Annotated in this window: 14 protein-coding genes; 8 read left to right on the top strand and 6 right to left on the bottom strand. The window is 51.0% G+C overall.

Annotation, left to right across the window (positions count from 1 at the left end):
* The first annotated feature begins 22 nt into the window (after positions 1–22).
* The 5 genes from GPK83_RS02460 (at position 23) to GPK83_RS02440 (ending at position 5,424) form a co-directional block, all read left to right on the top strand.
* Complete coding sequence (locus tag GPK83_RS02460) at positions 23–2,131, top strand: PTS transporter subunit IIABC (protein WP_215703940.1); 2,109 nt, start codon at positions 23–25, stop codon at positions 2,129–2,131.
* 14 nt (positions 2,132–2,145) lie between these two features.
* Complete coding sequence (locus GPK83_RS02455; protein ID WP_117503026.1) at positions 2,146–2,403, top strand: HPr family phosphocarrier protein; 258 nt, start codon at positions 2,146–2,148, stop codon at positions 2,401–2,403.
* 15 nt (positions 2,404–2,418) lie between these two features.
* Positions 2,419–4,041, top strand: coding sequence for a phosphoenolpyruvate--protein phosphotransferase (ptsP, locus tag GPK83_RS02450; protein WP_117503025.1), 1,623 nt, complete (start codon positions 2,419–2,421; stop codon positions 4,039–4,041).
* Positions 4,042–4,075: 34 nt separating this feature from the next.
* Positions 4,076–4,909: a Cof-type HAD-IIB family hydrolase gene (locus GPK83_RS02445; RefSeq protein ID WP_117470617.1), complete on the top strand. Its 834-nt coding sequence runs from the start codon at positions 4,076–4,078 to the stop codon at positions 4,907–4,909.
* A 194-nt stretch (positions 4,910–5,103) separates the two neighbouring features.
* Complete coding sequence (locus GPK83_RS02440; protein ID WP_117485049.1) at positions 5,104–5,424, top strand: YerC/YecD family TrpR-related protein; 321 nt, start codon at positions 5,104–5,106, stop codon at positions 5,422–5,424.
* An 82-nt stretch (positions 5,425–5,506) separates the two neighbouring features.
* Here the strand turns inward: GPK83_RS02440 and GPK83_RS02435 are convergent, their stop codons facing one another.
* From GPK83_RS02435 to GPK83_RS02410, 6 genes are all read right to left on the bottom strand, one after another.
* Entirely contained in the window at positions 5,507–6,127 is a 621-nt protein-coding gene (locus tag GPK83_RS02435) for a DUF1836 domain-containing protein (RefSeq protein ID WP_215703921.1), read from the bottom strand.
* A gap of 147 nt (positions 6,128–6,274) precedes the next feature.
* Positions 6,275–7,288, bottom strand: a complete 1,014-nt coding sequence (locus tag GPK83_RS02430) for a TAXI family TRAP transporter solute-binding subunit (protein WP_015554978.1) — start codon at positions 7,286–7,288, stop codon at positions 6,275–6,277.
* A gap of 212 nt (positions 7,289–7,500) precedes the next feature.
* Complete coding sequence (locus GPK83_RS02425; protein WP_021905282.1) at positions 7,501–8,751, bottom strand: sodium/glutamate symporter; 1,251 nt, start codon at positions 8,749–8,751, stop codon at positions 7,501–7,503.
* A gap of 414 nt (positions 8,752–9,165) precedes the next feature.
* Positions 9,166–10,416 carry a sodium/glutamate symporter gene (locus tag GPK83_RS02420; protein WP_015554975.1) on the bottom strand — a complete coding sequence of 417 codons (1,251 nt, stop codon included), beginning with the start codon at positions 10,414–10,416 and terminating at the stop codon, positions 9,166–9,168.
* A gap of 236 nt (positions 10,417–10,652) precedes the next feature.
* Positions 10,653–11,339 (bottom strand): response regulator, encoded by a 687-nt coding sequence (locus tag GPK83_RS02415; RefSeq protein ID WP_015554974.1) that lies wholly within the window; start codon positions 11,337–11,339, stop codon positions 10,653–10,655.
* Positions 11,327–13,009, bottom strand: a complete 1,683-nt coding sequence (locus GPK83_RS02410) for an ATP-binding protein (RefSeq protein WP_215703920.1) — start codon at positions 13,007–13,009, stop codon at positions 11,327–11,329. Before GPK83_RS02410 ends, GPK83_RS02415 begins: the two co-directional genes overlap by 13 nt.
* Before the next feature lie 335 nt (positions 13,010–13,344).
* Between GPK83_RS02410 and gap the strand changes: the two genes are divergently transcribed.
* The 3 genes from gap (at position 13,345) to tpiA (ending at position 16,898) form a co-directional block, all read left to right on the top strand.
* Positions 13,345–14,364 (top strand): type I glyceraldehyde-3-phosphate dehydrogenase, encoded by a 1,020-nt coding sequence (gene gap / locus GPK83_RS02405; protein ID WP_015554972.1) that lies wholly within the window; start codon positions 13,345–13,347, stop codon positions 14,362–14,364.
* A 221-nt stretch (positions 14,365–14,585) separates the two neighbouring features.
* Positions 14,586–15,809 (top strand): phosphoglycerate kinase, encoded by a 1,224-nt coding sequence (locus tag GPK83_RS02400; protein WP_215703919.1) that lies wholly within the window; start codon positions 14,586–14,588, stop codon positions 15,807–15,809.
* 345 nt (positions 15,810–16,154) lie between these two features.
* Positions 16,155–16,898, top strand: coding sequence for a triose-phosphate isomerase (gene tpiA, locus GPK83_RS02395; protein ID WP_215703918.1), 744 nt, complete (start codon positions 16,155–16,157; stop codon positions 16,896–16,898).
* Positions 16,899–16,970 lie beyond the last annotated feature (72 nt).

The following is a 16,970-nucleotide window of genomic DNA, read 5'->3' as shown; positions in this document are numbered from 1 at the left end:
AAGAAACGAAAGGGTGAGATTCATGAAAGATCAGGTCTTTGGCGTCCTGCAGAGGATCGGGAGGTCGTTTATGCTGCCGATCGCACTGCTGCCCGTGGCGGGACTATTGCTTGGCATCGGCGGTTCCTTCTCGAATACCACGATGCTTGAAACGTACGGGCTCACGCGGATCATGGGACCGGGAACCTTCTGGAGCGCATTGTTCACGGTGATGAGTCAGGCGGGGGATATCGTGTTCGCGAACCTTCCGATCCTGTTTGCCATGGGCATCGCCATCGGCATGGCAAAAAAGGAGAAGGAAGTGGCTGCGCTGGCTGCGGTCATCTCCTTTCTCGTCATGCATGCGGCCATCGGTGCGATGATCGCGGTAAACGGTGGGACGGATGCCTTAAAAGAGGGGGCCGGTGCCATGGTGGCGGGGATCCAGTCCCTGCAGATGGGGGTGTTCGGCGGAATCCTGGTGGGACTTGGGACCGCATGGCTCCACAACCGGTATTACAGGATCGAGCTCCCACAGGTGCTGTCCTTCTTCGGCGGGACAAGATTCGTCCCCATCGTGAGCGCTCTGTTCTATGTCCTCGTGGGCATTCTCATGTACTTTATCTGGCCGCCGGTCCAGGCGGCGATCTCAGGAGTCGGCGGCTTCGTGCTCCGCTCCGGGTATCCTGGAACATGGTTTTACGGCTTTATGGAGCGTGCCCTGATCCCCTTCGGCCTGCACCATGTGTTTTATATCCCGTTCTGGCAGACCGCAGTGGGCGGCACCATGGAGATCGGCGGAAAAATCGTGGAAGGTGCTCAGAACATTTTCTTTGCGGAGCTTGCGGATCCCAAAACGACAAGATTTTCCGTGGAAGCCACAAGATTTATGGCAGGAAAGTTCCCGCTTATGATCTTCGGACTTCCGGGAGCGGCCCTGGCCATGTACCAGGCGGCGCTGCCGGAAAAGAAAAAGGAGGTCTCGGGACTTCTCCTCTCCGCGGCACTGACCTCCATGCTCACGGGGATCACAGAGCCGCTGGAGTTTACATTCCTCTTTACCGCGCCGCTTCTCTACGGGATCCACTGCGTGTTCGCAGGACTGGCGTACATGCTGATGCACATGCTCGACGTTGGAGTCGGAATGACATTCTCCGGTGGGCTCATCGATCTGTTTCTGTTTGGAATCCTTCAAGGAAACAAAAAGACCGGGTGGCTCTGGATCGTTGTGGTCGGAGTCTTCTATTTTCTCATGTACTGTGCGGTGTTCCTGGTTCTGATCCGGAAACTTGACTATAAGACGCCGGGGCGGGAAGTGGGGGCTGCGGCGAAGCTCTATACGAGAAGCGATGTGGAGCAGAGGAAGGAAGAGAGAAAAGGAACTGGTCCCGGACAGGCCGGCAGGGAAAAATCTGCGGGGAAGACGGGAACACGTTCCGGGGAGATCCTTAAGGGGCTTGGCGGGCCGGACAATATCACGGATGTGGACTGCTGTGCGACGAGACTTCGGTGCACCGTAAAGGATGAGAAAAAAGTAGACGAGTCCGTATTAAAAGCGACCGGGGCGTCAGGTGTCATTAGAAAAGGAAAAGGTGTTCAGATCATCTATGGTCCGCAGGTGTCGGTCATCAAATCGGATCTGGAAGAGTATCTGGAAAAGTACGGGGATGAAAGTGATGAAGGTGATAGTCATGAACTTATAAAAAGTCCCATGACAGGAACCGTAATCCCGCTTTCGGAAGTCCCGGATGAAGCATTTGCCGGAAAAATGATGGGAGACGGTGCGGCGGTAATTCCGGATGATGAATATGTGTACGCACCGGCGGATGGGACAGTAACATTTGTATTCCCGACAAAGCATGCAATCGGATTCCAGACTGATGGTGGACATGAGATGTTGATCCATGTTGGAATCGATACAGTATCGTTATCAGGAGATAGCTTTGAGGCTTTTGTGCACGATGGGGATCATGTACGGACCGGGGATAAGCTTTTGAAGGCAGATATTCAGGAAATTAAAGATAAAGTTCCATCTTTGGCATCCCCGGTTCTTTTCACAGATCTTCCGGACTGCCTGGAAGTTCATATTTTAAAGCGCGGAAAGATCCGGAGCGGGGAACCTTTTTTAGAGCTGCATAATAAAGAAAAATAGGAAGTGGGTTGATTATGGAGACATTTCAGTATACAATTACAGACGAGATCGGAATTCACGCGAGACCGGCGGGAGAGCTTGCGAAGCTTGCAAAGGAATTCCAGTCGAAGATCACGATAAAGACAGAGACAAAACAGGCAGATGCCGAAAGGCTCATGGCGGTGATGGCCCTCGGGATCCGTCACGGTCAGACGATCACCGTGGAGACCGTCGGTCCGGACGAAAAAGAGGCGGCAGAGGCGGTACAGGACTTTTTTCAGGCAAAACTGTAAGGCGGATATATGAGTATGGAGATCATAAAAGGAAAATCAATCTTAAATAAGGTAGCGATCGGGCCGATCCTCTACCACAGAAAGACGGAAAGCCAGGTAAAGCGCCGGACGGTGGAGGATACCGAGGCGGAGGTAAAACGGTACGAGATGGCTGTGGCGTGCGCGGAGGACGAATTAAAGACACTCCATGAGAAAGCCTGCGAACAGGTAGGAGAGACGGGGGCGGCGGTGTTTGAGGTCCATATGATGATGCTGGAGGACGCGGACTACCGTGATTCTGTGCTGAACATTATAAGAAACCAGAAGACGAATGCGGAGTACGCGGCGGCGGTGACCGGTGACAACTTTTATCGTCTCTTCGCGGATATGTCGGATGAATATTTCCGCGCACGGGCGGCGGATGTGAAGGATATCACGAACCGCCTTGTAAAGATACTCTCCGGTGACGCGGTGGAGTCGGGCTTCCTGACCCAGCCAGTGATCCTGATGGCGGAGGACCTGGCCCCCAGTGAGACAGTACAGTTGGAAAAGAACATGCTGCTTGGATTTATCACCGAGCAGGGTTCCCCGAACTCCCACACGGCGATCCTGGCCCGCAGCATGAACATCCCGGCTCTTGTGTCCGTGGATGTCAAGGAAGCTTGGGACGGAAAGATGGCGGTCATCGACGGCGAGACGGGAATGCTCTATGTGGATCCGGACGAGGAGATGCTGGCTGCCATGGAGAAGAAGAAGCAGGCGGAGGAAGAAAAAGAGCGCCTGCTGCAGGAATTAAAGGACAAAGAGGATGTCACCCTGGACGGAACGAAGGTGAAGCTCTACGCCAATATCGGGGATGTTTCCGATGTTGCGGAGGTCTTAAAGAGCAACGCGGCGGGCATCGGCCTGTTCCGGAGTGAGTTTTTATATCTTGAGAAGAAGACATACCCGACGGAGGAAGAGCAGTTTGCAGCATACCGTCAGGTGGCGGAGATGATGGCGGGAAAAGAGGTCATTATCCGCACTCTGGACATCGGCGCCGACAAGCAGGCGGACTACTTTAAATTGAAGAAGGAAGAAAACCCGGCGATGGGCTACCGCGCGATCCGGATCTGCCTCACAAGACCAGAAATCTTCCGAACCCAGCTTCGGGCGATCTATCGCGCCAGCGCATTCGGAAAGATTTCCATCATGTTCCCAATGATCGCATCCCTTTGGGAAGTCCAGAAGGCGAAGGAGATCGCGGCCTCTGTCCGTGATGAACTAAAGGAACAGGGCGTTCCATTCGGCAATGTGGCCATCGGCATCATGATCGAGACCCCGGCGGCGGCGATCATCAGCGAGGATCTGGCAAAAGAGGTGGATTTCTTCAGTATCGGAACCAATGACCTTGTCCAGTACACGTTAGCCATCGACAGACAAAACGAGAAATTGGATGAATTCTACGATCCGAAACATCCGGCGGTGCTGCGGCTGATCCGCTTTGTGGCGGAGAGCGGCCATAAGTACGGCTGTATGGTTGGAATCTGCGGTGAACTTGGCGCGGAGACGGATCTCACGGAAGATTTTTTGAAGATGGGAATCGATGAACTGTCGGTGTCCCCGTCCTTCCTGTTAAAAGTGCGGGAGAAGATCAGACAGACGGATCTTACAAAATAAAATCGAGCGCATCCTGCGCATAGAGGAGTCATAAATGCAGACAGAAAAAAATATGGCAGGTCCATACGAGATCATCGTACTGGACCTGGACGGCACGCTGACAAACCGGGACAAGGTGGTCACACCGCGGACGAAGGCGGCACTTATGAAGGCGCAGGAGCGCGGAAAAAAGGTGGTTCTCGCGTCGGGACGCCCGACCCAGGGCGTGATGCCGCTTGCGAAAGAGCTGCGCCTGGACGAGTACAGCGGGTATATTCTCTCCTTCAACGGCGGACGGATCATCAACTGCAAGACCGGGGAGACCGTGTTTGCGAGATCCCTGCCGGTTTCTGCCAACAAAAAGATCATCGGACTTGCGGAGGAGCATCAGGTCGATATCGCCACATACGAGGGCAGCAGGATCATTTCCTCAAATCCGGAGTCCCCGTACGGAAGGCTGGAGAGCCGGATCAACGGGATGGAGCTCTGGAAACCGGAGGACATGAAGGAATATGTAAACTTTGAGGTCCCGAAATTTCTTATGATGGAGGACGGCGATTACCTTGCGATGGTGGAGCCGAAGGTGAAGGCGGCCATGGGAAAAAATTTCAGCATTTACCGCTCAGATCCGTTCTTTCTTGAGGTCCTGCCGAAGGGAATCGATAAGGCTCAGAGTCTGGAGCGCCTGCTGGAAGTCCTGGGACTCACGAAAGAGCAGATGATCGCCTGCGGGGACGGTTACAATGACCTCACGATGATCAAGTATGCGGGCCTCGGTGTTGCCATGGAAAATGCGGTCCTGCCGGTGCGGAGTGCGGCGGATTATATCACGGCGTCCAACAATGATGACGGTGTTGGGCTGGTTGTGGAGAAATTTATGTTGGCATAGAAAATGGCTGCTTATATTCCAACGGGATATGGCAGCCATAACTCTTTTTGCTTTTTTATGCAGAAACACTGGACTTTTTGAATCTAACGTGTTAAACTGTGATTAGTGCGTTGAACGAAATGATCCATAAAGATGCAGCAAAAATATTGTTCTGAGCTTGCTGCAAATATGAAGCAGAAGGGGTAATAGTAAACATGAATAAGAAAATCAAGACAGATGCAGTTGATCACCTTTTTGAGGCGATTCTGACATTGAAGACGCCGGAAGAGTGCTACGCATTCTTCGAGGATGTCTGCACGGTAAATGAACTCCTGTCCCTGTCCCAGCGCTATGAAGTCGCGAAGATGCTGAGAGAGAAACGGACATATCTCGATATCGCGGAGAGCACAGGTGCTTCCACCGCAACGATCAGCCGTGTAAACCGGTCTTTAAATTACGGAAGTGACGGATACGATATGGTATTCAAGCGCCTTGGATTCGAGAAACTCGATGATGAGGACGGCGCGGAGAAATAAGAGAAAGTATTTTTAATATGTAAAAAAAGGCCTTCTGACAGAAGCAAAATGGGGATTGCTTCTGAAGGAAGGTCTTTTTGAATTATTTCTTTTTCTTCGGCGGATTCTCGGCCCGAAGCTCATCCGCCAGCCGTTCGATCATCTGCTTCTTCAGGAACACATCAAACGCCAGCTCACAGATAAACGCGAAGAGCTGCAGCGATTCCTCGTTCTCCGGGTCCGCGGCACCTTCCGCAGCAGGGGGAAACGTCTCTTTCGCCTTCTCAAATTTCTCTTTCACATCATCCTTCAGCCGATCCATCTGATCATGTTCCATGGAGAAGATCTTTGTGTAGATCTCTGCCAGGGAGGATTCCGATGTGCCGAAATGGTTCTCCGTAATATAGGAAAGAACCGTCTCGATATCCGTGAAGCTCAGCAGATTTTTAAAATAATAGATAAATACCAGAAGCAGGATATGTTCCTGGGTATATTTTTTCCGTACCGGGGATGGAAGCAGGTTGTTTTTCGCATAGTTGTTGATCATAGTCTTTGTCAGAACCTTGTCTTCCGGGTAGCGCTTTAACTCACCGAGGTGCTTCTCCATAAAGGTCGTCACCTGATCCATATAGAGGTCGATCTGCGGGATCTCATCCACATGAATGTGGTCGAGGCTGTCCAGGTGGGCAAGCAGCTCATTCAGTCGTTCTTCATTCGTTCTCATGGTGAAACTCCTTTCATCCATCTATTATATAGTATTAAAAACTATATGACAAGGGGCAAAGATGATTTTAAACAAAAAGCGCATCATCCGGGGACGATATCCCGGATGGTGCGCTTTCGACTGTTTATACTTTTATACTGAAAAGAGTTATCTGCTATGCTCCTGCAGCAGTCCCTGTTCCGCATAATACCGTTCAGCTCCCGGATGAAGCTCGATCGGAAGATCCTCGTACATGAATCCCGTCTGTGAGGCATAGGAGAGGGCGGGATGGAGATCCTTTAAGCGGTCACGGTTCTCGTAGAGGATCGAGGTGATCTCATAGACGAGATCGTCGCTCATGTTCTCGCTGACGCAGAGGAGACATTTGATCCCAAAGGTCGCAACATTCTCGTCCTGACCGTTGTAGGTACCGGCGGGGATCTCCTCCATATAATAGAATGGATTGGAGCGGATGATGGAGCGGAGCTCAGAATCCGTGTATTTTAAAAGATGGCACGGAACCGCGTCCGCCAGCTTTGCGAGTCCGGAAATTGGCACACCGGTAAACCCGTGAATTGCGTCGAGGGTCCTGTTTTTAACCTCCTCAGCGCCCGAGCCGAGGCCGCAGTTGACAAGGGTAGAATTCTGTTCTGTGACACCGAGAACACTCAGGGAAACCTTTGCGGCGAGCTCCGTGGTGGAATCATGAGGACCGACCCCAAGTTTATTCCCCTTCAGATCATGCACGTAAAAAATACCGGAATCATCCCGGGCCATCCAGTTCGAGATGCTTGGATAGAGGGCTGCGATGACCTTGAGTCCTTTAAACGGGGCATCTTTGAATTCCCCGCTTCCGTTTACTGCGGCAAAGGCCACATCACCGCTGACGAGTCCGAGATCGATGCTTCCCTGTTCGAGGGAACGGACATTCCCGGCGGAGCCCGTGGAAGCGCTGACATTCAGTTTGAGGGTGGAGTCAGAATCCTCAACGACCCCGGAGATCGCTTTTCCGACCGGGTACATGGTCCCGCCGCTGTCGGCAGTTCCGATCGTCAGGATTTTTAATGAATCTGATGCTGCCCCTGTCTGGCCCTGCGGGGGCGCGGAAGCCTTTCCGCATCCGCCAAGCGCGAGACCGGTGCAGAGGAGGAACAAAGAAATTATGTGTGAAAATTTATGCATGAAGATATCCTATTCCTTGTGTGTTCAGGCTGTAAAACCGGAAAAAGCTCCGGACAGCTTTTGTAACTTTACATCTTTAGAGTATAACATAAAATCTGTGGCAGATACAATGTATTTTAGAAAAACAAACAAAAACCGGTCGGAGAGGGGGGATCTCCGACCGGAAAAGAGGGTTATACAAATGAGAAACCAATAAATATTGTAAGGCTCTGTCAACTCCGGAACAGACCTCCGAAGATGGAGAGGAAGATCGGGTTGTAGATATCGTCGATGATAACGGCAAAGGATGGATATAAAACCCAGGCGATAGTGTGCCAGCCGTACTGGTCCATGATCGCTTTCTCGTTTGCGACGGCGTTGGAACCGGAACCGCAGCCCCAGCCGATGTTTCCGGCTGTCATGACAGCTGCACCGTAATCGCGTCCAAAGAGGTTGAAGGATACAAAGATTCCAAAGAGTGCCATGAAAATGCCCTGTGCTACGAGGATAATGCCCATCTGTCCTGCAAGGGGAGCAAGCTTCGTGAAATCGGTGGTCATAAGTACGAGGGCAAGGTAGAGCTCTAAGAACATATGCTCAATAGCGTCAACCTCCGGCACATAGAACTTGATTCCGGTTGCTTCCATGACGTTTCTCGCGATGGCACCTGCGAAGAGGCAGCCGATGAATTTCGGCATCTCGATCATCGGGATGTTGTCAAGCAGACAGTAGATCGGCATTCCGAGCGCTGCGAGAAGAAGACACATCGCGAACATCATGATCATTTTCGTGTTGTTAAGCTCCGGAACCTTGCCGGTTGCGTGTGCTTCCGGTTTGTCGTTCGGATCAGACTTTAAGCCATGCTTTGCGATCAGGAAGGCTGCAACCGGACCGCCGATCAGGGAACCCATGATATTTCCCATGGTACCTGCCGCGACACCAACAACGGTGGCATCCGGCGCGCCCCATTCCTCAAAGATCGGGCCGAACGCAGACGCGGTGCCGACACCGCCGGACATCGCCGCGGAAGAACACTGGAGCGCTAAGAGCGGGTGCATTCCGATGAGCTGGCTCAGTGCGTATCCTAAGAGGTCCTGACAGGTGATCAGAAGACATGCTGCAAATGCGATGAGGATACAGAGCTTTCCGCCTGCGTGCTTTAACATCTTCGCGCTGAAGCCGAAGCCTACGCAGAGGAAGAATAAGTTCTGGCAGAGATCCTTCATGATCGTCGCGTCGAAGGAGATTCCGACGATTCCGGCACCCTTGATGCAGGATACGATGATCGAGAAGATCAGACCGGAAATAACAGGCGCCGGGATTGCGTATTTTCTGAGCGCCTCAGAACGGGCAACGATGGCCCTGCCGAGGAAGATCACGATGGCCGCGAAACCGAGAGTACACAGGTACTCAAACTTGAAAGAGGCGACTGCTCCGTCGGCTGCCGGTTTGTAGGTGCCGAAATAACTGATGATACTTTCCATAAGAGTTCCTCCAATCCTTTTTTAGTAGGTGTGTTCCGATAGACTCCCGAAAATAAAACAGTGAATGGAACTGTTTTATTTCCCCACAGAGGAATCTGCCGGAGGTGTTTGGGAAGGTAAAATCTTTATGAAAAAAGAATAAAATATTTTCAAATAAAATGCAATTTTAATAAGTATTAACCAATAATTGTAACTTAAGTAACAAAAATACAGTAAAAAACTTACAAAAACGGATACAGAGAGAATATAAAGCTATACGGAAAATTAGCGGGAAAGGACTTGACATCTTTGAGCGTCCCGCGCAGCCGGTATCTTTGCGCAAAAAATCCGCCCGGAAGAGTGGGAATCTCTCCGGGCGGATATAAGAGGGGTATGTTTCAAGATCAAAAACTGTATATGGGATACGACTTGCGATCAGCCTTTGAATAAGCCACCAAAGATGGAAAGGAAGATCGGGTTATAGATATCATCGATGATAACAGCGAAGGACGGGTAAAGAACCCATGCGATGTTATGCCATCCGTACTGATCCATAACAGCCTTTTCGTTCGCTACTGCGTTCGGACCGGAACCGCAGCCCCAACCGATGTTGCCGGCTGTCATAACGGCTGCGCCGTAGTCACGGCCAAAGAGGTTGAAGGAAACGAAGATACCGAACAGAGCCATGAGGATCGCCTGTGCTACGAGGATGATACCCATCTGGCCTGCAACCGGGGCAAGCTTTGTGAAGTCTGTTGTCATAAGAACAAGTGCAAGGTAAAGCTCCAGGAACATATGCTCGATGGCGTCAACCTCCGGAACATAGAACTTGATGTTTGCAGCTTCCATGACGTTTCTTGCGATGGCACCTGCGAAGAGGCAGCCGATGAATTTCGGCATCTCAATCATCGGGATATTGTCGAGTAAGCAGTAAATCGGCATGCCGAGAGCTGCGAGAAGTAAGCACATTGCGAACATCATGATCATCTTTGTGTTGTCAAGCTCCGGTGCCTTGCCGGTTGCCTTTGCTTCCGGCTTATCGTTCGGGTCAGCCTTTAAACCGTGCTTTGCGATCAGGAAAGCCGCAACCGGACCACCGATGAGGGAGCCCATAACGTTACCAAGAGTACCTGCCGCAACACCGATCGTTGTAGCATCCTGTGCACCCCAGCCCTCGAAGATCGGACCAAAGGCAGATGCGGTACCAACACCACCGGACATCGCTGAGGAAGAACACTGAAGAGCGAGGAGCGGATTTAAGTTGATCAGGTGAGCGATCGCAACACCGAGAACATCCTGACAGGTGATCAGGAGGCAGGCAGCAAATGCGATCATGACGCAGAGCTTTCCGCCTGCATGTCTTAACATCTTTGCGCTGAAGCCGAAGCCTACGCAGAGGAAGAAGAGGTTCTGACAGAGGTCTTTCATGACCTTTGCGTCAAAACTGATACTGACTGTGCCGGTCATCTTGATCGCGGAAATCAGGAGTGAAAAGATGATACCGGAAACAACCGGAGCAGGAATCGCATATTTTCTTAATGCCGCGGAATGTGCGACGATTGCGCGTCCGAGGAAGATTACGATTGCTGCAAAGCCGAGAGTACATAAATACTCAAATTTAAAATTTGCGATTGCGCCATCGGCAGCTGGTGTGTAGGTGCCGAAATAGCTGATGATATTTTCCATAAAATATCCTCCTATCCTTTTTTTGCCTTACACATTCCGCTCTTCTTTTCCTGTCCCGGGAATCCGGAAACAGCTCACAGATGAAAAGAAAAGCGCTCCATCTGTTTATACCCCGTTTACATTGATGAAAATGTGTAAAAACTTTATAAAAAGAATAAAAGATTTTGTGCATGGTGTCAATTTAAGTAAGTAAGTAACAGGTTTTGTAAATATCGTAACTGCCGCCGGAGGGCAAATCATTTTTGCCCGAATCCATATTTGATCGAAGGGCGGCCGCCGGTCTTGTAATCGATCGTGCTGATGATCTCGCCTGTGTCTACCATATAGTTCATGTATCTGCGGATCGTGATGCGGGAGAGGTGGATCTGCTCGGCGATCTGCTCGCTGGTAAAGAAGCCATTCCGGTTGTTCTGCAGATATTCCCGGATCATGGCAAGGGTTGTCTCGTTCAATCCCTTTGCGAGTGACGGCTTTGCGTCTGCCCTCTGGTCATTCACGGAAAAGAGACGGTCGATATCGTGCTGGCCGAGTCCCCCGTGGCTGTGCTCCAGATACTTCTTTGTCTCGGTAAAACGGTCAAGAGCTGTCTTAAAACGCGTATATTCGAAGGGTTTCACGAGATAGTCGGTGATCCCGCGATTTAACAGGGAGCGGACGATATCCGTATCGTTCGCGGAGGTGACCATAATGACGGATGGTGTGAGGCCGGCATTGTGGAGGGCATCGAGAAATTCACCGCCGTTCATGACAGGAGTATAGTAATCGAGAATGATCAGGTCAGTGGGATTCGTCTTCAGGTAGGGGAGCGCCTCCGACCCGTTTTTAAAGATCCGGTCCACCCGGAATTCCGGAGTGACCTCGACATACTGTTTATTGATGGAGGCGACCATCGGATCGTCCTCGATGATGATTACATGATACATGGTGTATGCTTCCTTTCCGTAAATGTGATGGTAAAGCAGGTGCCCTCTCCCGGTTCTGTCTCGATGGAGATCTCGCCGTTCCCGCTGTCTACAAGCTGTTTGATCAGGAAAAGTCCGGTCCCGCGGTTTGTGCCCTTGGACGAGACGCCCTTTTCATAGATCCTGTCGATCAGATCCGGACGGATCCCGCGCCCGGTGTCCTCACAGGTGATGATATTGCAGCCCGGGTCACAGTAGATCCCGAGTGTGATCTCCCGGATCTCAGGACTGCCTGCGGAAAGCTCCTCGATGGCATTTTCGAGAAGATTTCCGACGATCGTGATATAGTTTTCGACCGGAAGAAGGAGATCCTTTTCCAGACAGCGGCTGTCCGGGGAGACGGTGAGCAGGATGCCGAGCTCCGCGGCATGCATCATTTTTCCGATCACAAGGGCGCAGATCTTTGATACGCGCAGACAGTCCGCAGTCTGGCGGATCGACTGGCTGGAGACAAGGTTGCTGTTGATAATGAAGTTGATGGCCTCCTCCGTCTGACCGGTCTGGAGGTAGCCCAGGATCACGTGGAGCTTATTTAAAAATTCGTGGTTGAAGGCGCGCAGTGTGTCAAGCATCGCCTTTGCTCCGGTGAGCTCGTCCATGACCGTCTCCATCTCCGTCTGGTCATTGATGATCGTGAGGATCACCGGATGCTCCGTCTGGGTGTCTGCCGGAATCTCACTGACCAGAAGTCTTCGGTTCTCACAGGTGCAGGCACGGTGGTAGGACGGTGTGCCGGACGCGAGGACCCGGTCTGCCTGGGATTCCGGGAAGAAATCCCTGAAAGTGCGTCCTTCCATAAGAGGTTCAGTCCGTTCCTGTCCGGAAGTCCCATCGTCCGGGGAGACAGAAGGCGGATCCTCCGGTTTTTCAGGCAGGACATGAAAGAGATTTTCTGCCGCCTGATTTGCGTAAACCACAGAGCCGGTGGAATCCGTGGCGACAAGACCTTCCTCCAGCGCATTCAGCACGGTATCCTGACGCAGGTACAGGTCGAGAAGCTCCGTCGGGTGATGTCCCATCAGGGAATCCCGGAGAAGGGAGACGAGTCCGTGGGACAGAAGGATGCTGACGAGCAGCATGATCATCGCTGCCAATAAATAGGTAGGAAAGACTTCGTGGACCTGCTCGGAGATGTAGGTGTTGAAGACCGACGCTATAACGAAGCCGATGATCGCTCCGTCGCTATTCCGGATCGAATGGAAAGCCCGCCGCTGGGAACCGTTTGTACCGTAGCCGATGGTGATATAAGGCTGGCTTCCCTTTAAGATTGCCTCCTCCTCGCCGCCGACGAAGGTTTCCCCCGTCTCCTTCCGGTTTGTGTGGTAGAACCGCAGCCCGGTCGTATTATAAATGGCTATGACATTGAGATCGGGAAAATTTTCAGACAGGGAATCCAGAGCTTCATTGGCGGATCCGTCCGGATAACCGTTTTCCAGCATGGAGACAACGCTGTCCATGGAGGCAACATAGGCGGCGAGAGCGCTGATATTTTTATCGATCTCCTGACGCTGCCGTGTAATCGTCGAAGAAAGGGTTATACTTAAGGAGAGGAGCAGCAGGCAGACGGACACTGCCATAAAGCTGAAAAACAACTGGCTCTCCAGGGATAGTTTTCGAAATTTCTGCATCATGAAACGTGTCCTCCATAGTGGAATACAGGGTATTGATATTTATGCCTTAGTATAAAAAAAAAAAGAAGGAGTTTCAAGAGGAAAGATGACGAAAAAAAGAGGGATTCCCGGCTTTTGCCGAAAAAAGGAGAAAATCTTCGATTCATATTGGGAAAAGTTTGTAAAAAGGACTTGCTATTTCTGGCAGAATTATGTACAATAAAACCAAGGTTGATTAATATTTAACAATCATAACTGTTTGGCGTTTCAGAGTATCCTTTATGTTCCGTGAAACGTGCGGACATGCTGAATGGTTATGAAACGACCACACATCATTTTCTAGGAGGAAAAGAAAAATGGCAGTTAAAGTTGCGATTAATGGTTTTGGCCGTATTGGCCGTCTTGCATTCAGACAGATGTTTGGCGCAGAGGGATTCGAGATCGTTGCGATCAACGACTTAACTTCTCCGGAGATGCTCGCACACCTTTTAAAATATGATTCCACACAGGGCAGATACGCTCTTGCGGATACAGTATCCTACGGTGAGGATTCTATCACTGTTGATGGCAAAGAGATCAAGATCTACGCGAAAGCAAACGCAGCAGAGCTTCCGTGGGGCGAGATCGGTGTAGACGTTGTTCTTGAGTGCACAGGCTTCTACACATCCAAAGCAAAAGCACAGGCTCATATCGATGCAGGCGCTAAGCACGTTATCATTTCCGCTCCGGCAGGAAACGATCTTCCGACGATCGTTTACAACGTAAACCACGAGACATTAAGCAAAGATGACCACATCATCTCCGCTGCTTCCTGTACAACAAACTGCCTTGCTCCGATGGCAAAGGCATTAAACGATTCTTACCCGATCCAGTCCGGTATCATGTGCACAATCCACGCTTACACAGGCGACCAGATGACACTTGACGGACCGCAGAGAAAGGGCGATAAGAGAAGAAGCCGTGCAGCAGCAATCAACATCGTTCCGAACAGCACAGGCGCTGCAAAGGCAATCGGCCTTGTAATTCCGGAATTAAACGGTAAGCTCATCGGTTCTGCTCAGCGTGTTCCTACACCGACAGGTTCCACAACAATTTTAACAGCTGTTGTTAAGGGCCAGCCGACAAAGGAATCCATCAACGCAGCAATGAAGGCAGCTTCCAACGAGTCCTTCGGCTACAACACAGATGAGATCGTTTCCAGCGATATCGTTGGTATGAGATACGGTTCTCTCTTCGATGCAACACAGACAATGGTTCTCCCGATCGACGAGAACACATCTGAGGTTCAGGTTGTATCTTGGTACGACAACGAGAACTCCTACACAAGCCAGATGGTTCGTACAATTAAGCACTTCGGAAAACTGTTAAATGCTTAATCGGTCCACAGAAATTGTGACAAATTAGACTCACTGAGGGGTCCGGTCTGTTGAGGACCGGACCCCTTTTTTATGTAACAGGAAATTCCGAGGAATTCCCTGTTACATAAAAAGACGCGGAAAGCGCGCGAAAGCCCGCCTCCCGCGAAAGACTCCGGCGGCTGCCGTGGGTCGGAAGACAGGAAGATGTCTGTCAGAAAATATCAAGGAGGAATTCCGACATGTCTTTAAATAAGAAAACAGTTGATGATATCAACGTAAAAGGTAAAAGAGTTTTAGTCCGCTGCGATTTCAACGTACCGCTTAAGAATGGCGAGATCACAGATGAGACACGTATCAACGCGGCTCTCCCGACGATCCAGAAGCTGATCAACGATGGCGGCAAGGTAATTCTCTGCTCCCACCTCGGAAAAGTTAAAAACGGACCGAACGAGGGAGAATCCCTTGCACCGGTTGCAAAGAGCCTTTCCGCAAAGCTTGGCAAGGAAGTTGTATTCGTTTCTGATTACAATGTAACCGGCGAAGCTGCAACAAAGGCAGTGGATGCTATGAAAGAGGGGGACGTAGTCCTTCTTCAGAATACACGTTTCCGTGGCGCTGAGGAGACAAAGAACGGCGAGGAGTTCAGCAAAGAGCTCGCGGATCTCGCAGACGATTATGTATGCGACGCGTTCGGTTCCTCCCACAGAGCACACGCTTCCGTAGCCGGTGTTACAAAATTCATCTCCGCAAAGGGTGGCTCCAACGTAGTCGGCTACCTGATGGAGAAAGAGATCGCGTTCCTTGGAAACGCGGTTGAGAATCCGGTTCGTCCGTTCGTAGCGATCCTCGGCGGCGCAAAGGTTGCTGATAAGTTAAACGTGATCTCCAACCTGCTTGAGAAGTGTGATACCCTCATCATCGGCGGCGGCATGGCCTACACCTTCTTAAAGGCACAGGGCAAGGAGATCGGTAAGTCCTTAGTTGACGATACAAAGATCGACTACTGCAAGGAGATGATGGAGAAGGCAGAAAAGCTTGGAAAGAAGCTTCTCCTTCCGGTTGATACAACCGTTGTTGCTGAGTTCCCGAACCCGATCGACGCACCGGTTGAGGTTGAGTACGTTTCCGTGGATGCGATCCCGGCAGACAAAGAGGGCGTTGATATCGGACCGGAGACCTGCAAGCTCTACACAGAAGCTGTAAAGAGCGCGAAGACGGTTGTATGGAACGGACCGATGGGTGTATTCGAGAACCCGACTCTTGCTGCAGGTACTATTGCGGTTGCGAAAGCACTTGCTGAGACAGACGCTACAACGATCATCGGCGGCGGCGATTCCGCGGCAGCAGTCAACCAGCTCGGCTTTGGCGATAAGATGAGCCATATCTCCACAGGCGGCGGCGCATCCTTAGAGTTCCTGGAAGGAAAAGAGCTTCCGGGCGTTGCCGCAGCTGACGACAAATAATGAATGAAACCAGTACACCGTGCGCCGGAACAGGCGTGGAAGGGCGCTGCAAGCTCGCTTGCACAAGCCCTTTCAGGTCTGTTCCGGTATAGGGGGCGCGCCCCGGCTTCTTGTTTTTATGAAATAAAAACAAGAAGATGCACGGTGGGGAGCAAATGTACGCATTTACTTCCCTGGCTGTAAATATTATAATGTCCGAGATTCCAGATCCGGGGCGGTGATCCCGTCCCGGATTTTGTCATAGTATGGAAAACTGCAGATGTAGTTTTTGAATGTTATCGTTCAGAGAGAATCCTGGATATGGATCTTGAAGATAAATATTGGTATATATGGGGGTAGATAACCATGGCAAGAAAGAAAATTATCGCTGGAAACTGGAAAATGAACATGACTCCGTCCGAGGCAGTGGCACTCGTTGAGACATTAAAGCCGCTCGTTAAGACGGAGGAAGCGGACGTTGTATTCTGCGTACCGGCTATCGACATCATTCCTGTCGTAAAGGCATGCGAGGGAACAAACATCGAGGTCGGCGCTGAGAATATGTATTTCGAGGAGAAGGGCGCGTACACAGGCGAGATCTCCCCGAACATGCTGACAGATGCCGGCGTAAAATATGTGATTATCGGACATTCCGAGAGAAGAGAGTACTTCGCTGAGACAGATGAGACTGTCAATAAGAAAGTCTTAAAGGCATTCGAGCATGGACTGACCCCGATCATCTGCTGCGGTGAGACTCTTACCCAGAGAGAACAGGGAATCACTCTGGACTGGATCCGCAAACAGGTGAAGATCGCGTTCCAGAACGTGACAGCAGATCAGGCAAAGACTGCTGTGATCGCTTACGAGCCGATCTGGGCCATCGGAACCGGAAAGACAGCTACCACGGAGCAGGCTGAGGAAGTCTGCGGAGCGATCCGTGCGTGCATCGGTGAGATCTACGACGAGGCAACAAAGGAAGCGATCCGCATCCAGTACGGCGGATCTGTAAACGCCGGAAACGCTGCAGAGCTCTTTGCGCAGGCGGATATCGACGGAGGACTTGTCGGTGGCGCGTCCTTAAAGGCTGATTTCGGAAAGATCGTAAATTAACCTGTTGTGCTAGATAAAATAATATAAAGAAACTTCAACAAAATGTGCTATCCTATTTGTAGGCAATACAAC

The sequence above is a fragment of the Clostridium sp. MCC328 genome (genome assembly GCF_018785465.1).
In the GTDB taxonomy this organism is placed as follows: Bacteria; Bacillota; Clostridia; order Lachnospirales; family Lachnospiraceae; genus Pilosibacter; species Pilosibacter fragilis.
The sequence above is the reverse complement of the archived record's forward strand: the minus strand, read 5'-3'. Positions and strand labels throughout refer to the sequence as shown.

Coding starts and splice junctions, on each gene's coding strand:
- GPK83_RS02460 (WP_215703940.1), top strand. CDS start 23: ATGAAAGATCAGGTCTTTGGCGTCCTGCAGAGGATCGGGAGGTCGTTT.
- GPK83_RS02455 (WP_117503026.1), top strand. CDS start 2,146: ATGGAGACATTTCAGTATACAATTACAGACGAGATCGGAATTCACGCG.
- ptsP (WP_117503025.1), top strand. CDS start 2,419: ATGGAGATCATAAAAGGAAAATCAATCTTAAATAAGGTAGCGATCGGG.
- GPK83_RS02445 (WP_117470617.1), top strand. CDS start 4,076: ATGCAGACAGAAAAAAATATGGCAGGTCCATACGAGATCATCGTACTG.
- GPK83_RS02440 (WP_117485049.1), top strand. CDS start 5,104: ATGAATAAGAAAATCAAGACAGATGCAGTTGATCACCTTTTTGAGGCG.
- GPK83_RS02435 (WP_215703921.1), bottom strand. CDS start 6,127: ATGAGAACGAATGAAGAACGACTGAATGAGCTGCTTGCCCACCTGGAC.
- GPK83_RS02430 (WP_015554978.1), bottom strand. CDS start 7,288: ATGCATAAATTTTCACACATAATTTCTTTGTTCCTCCTCTGCACCGGT.
- GPK83_RS02425 (WP_021905282.1), bottom strand. CDS start 8,751: ATGGAAAGTATCATCAGTTATTTCGGCACCTACAAACCGGCAGCCGAC.
- GPK83_RS02420 (WP_015554975.1), bottom strand. CDS start 10,416: ATGGAAAATATCATCAGCTATTTCGGCACCTACACACCAGCTGCCGAT.
- GPK83_RS02415 (WP_015554974.1), bottom strand. CDS start 11,339: ATGTATCATGTAATCATCATCGAGGACGATCCGATGGTCGCCTCCATC.
- GPK83_RS02410 (WP_215703920.1), bottom strand. CDS start 13,009: ATGATGCAGAAATTTCGAAAACTATCCCTGGAGAGCCAGTTGTTTTTC.
- gap (WP_015554972.1), top strand. CDS start 13,345: ATGGCAGTTAAAGTTGCGATTAATGGTTTTGGCCGTATTGGCCGTCTT.
- GPK83_RS02400 (WP_215703919.1), top strand. CDS start 14,586: ATGTCTTTAAATAAGAAAACAGTTGATGATATCAACGTAAAAGGTAAA.
- tpiA (WP_215703918.1), top strand. CDS start 16,155: ATGGCAAGAAAGAAAATTATCGCTGGAAACTGGAAAATGAACATGACT.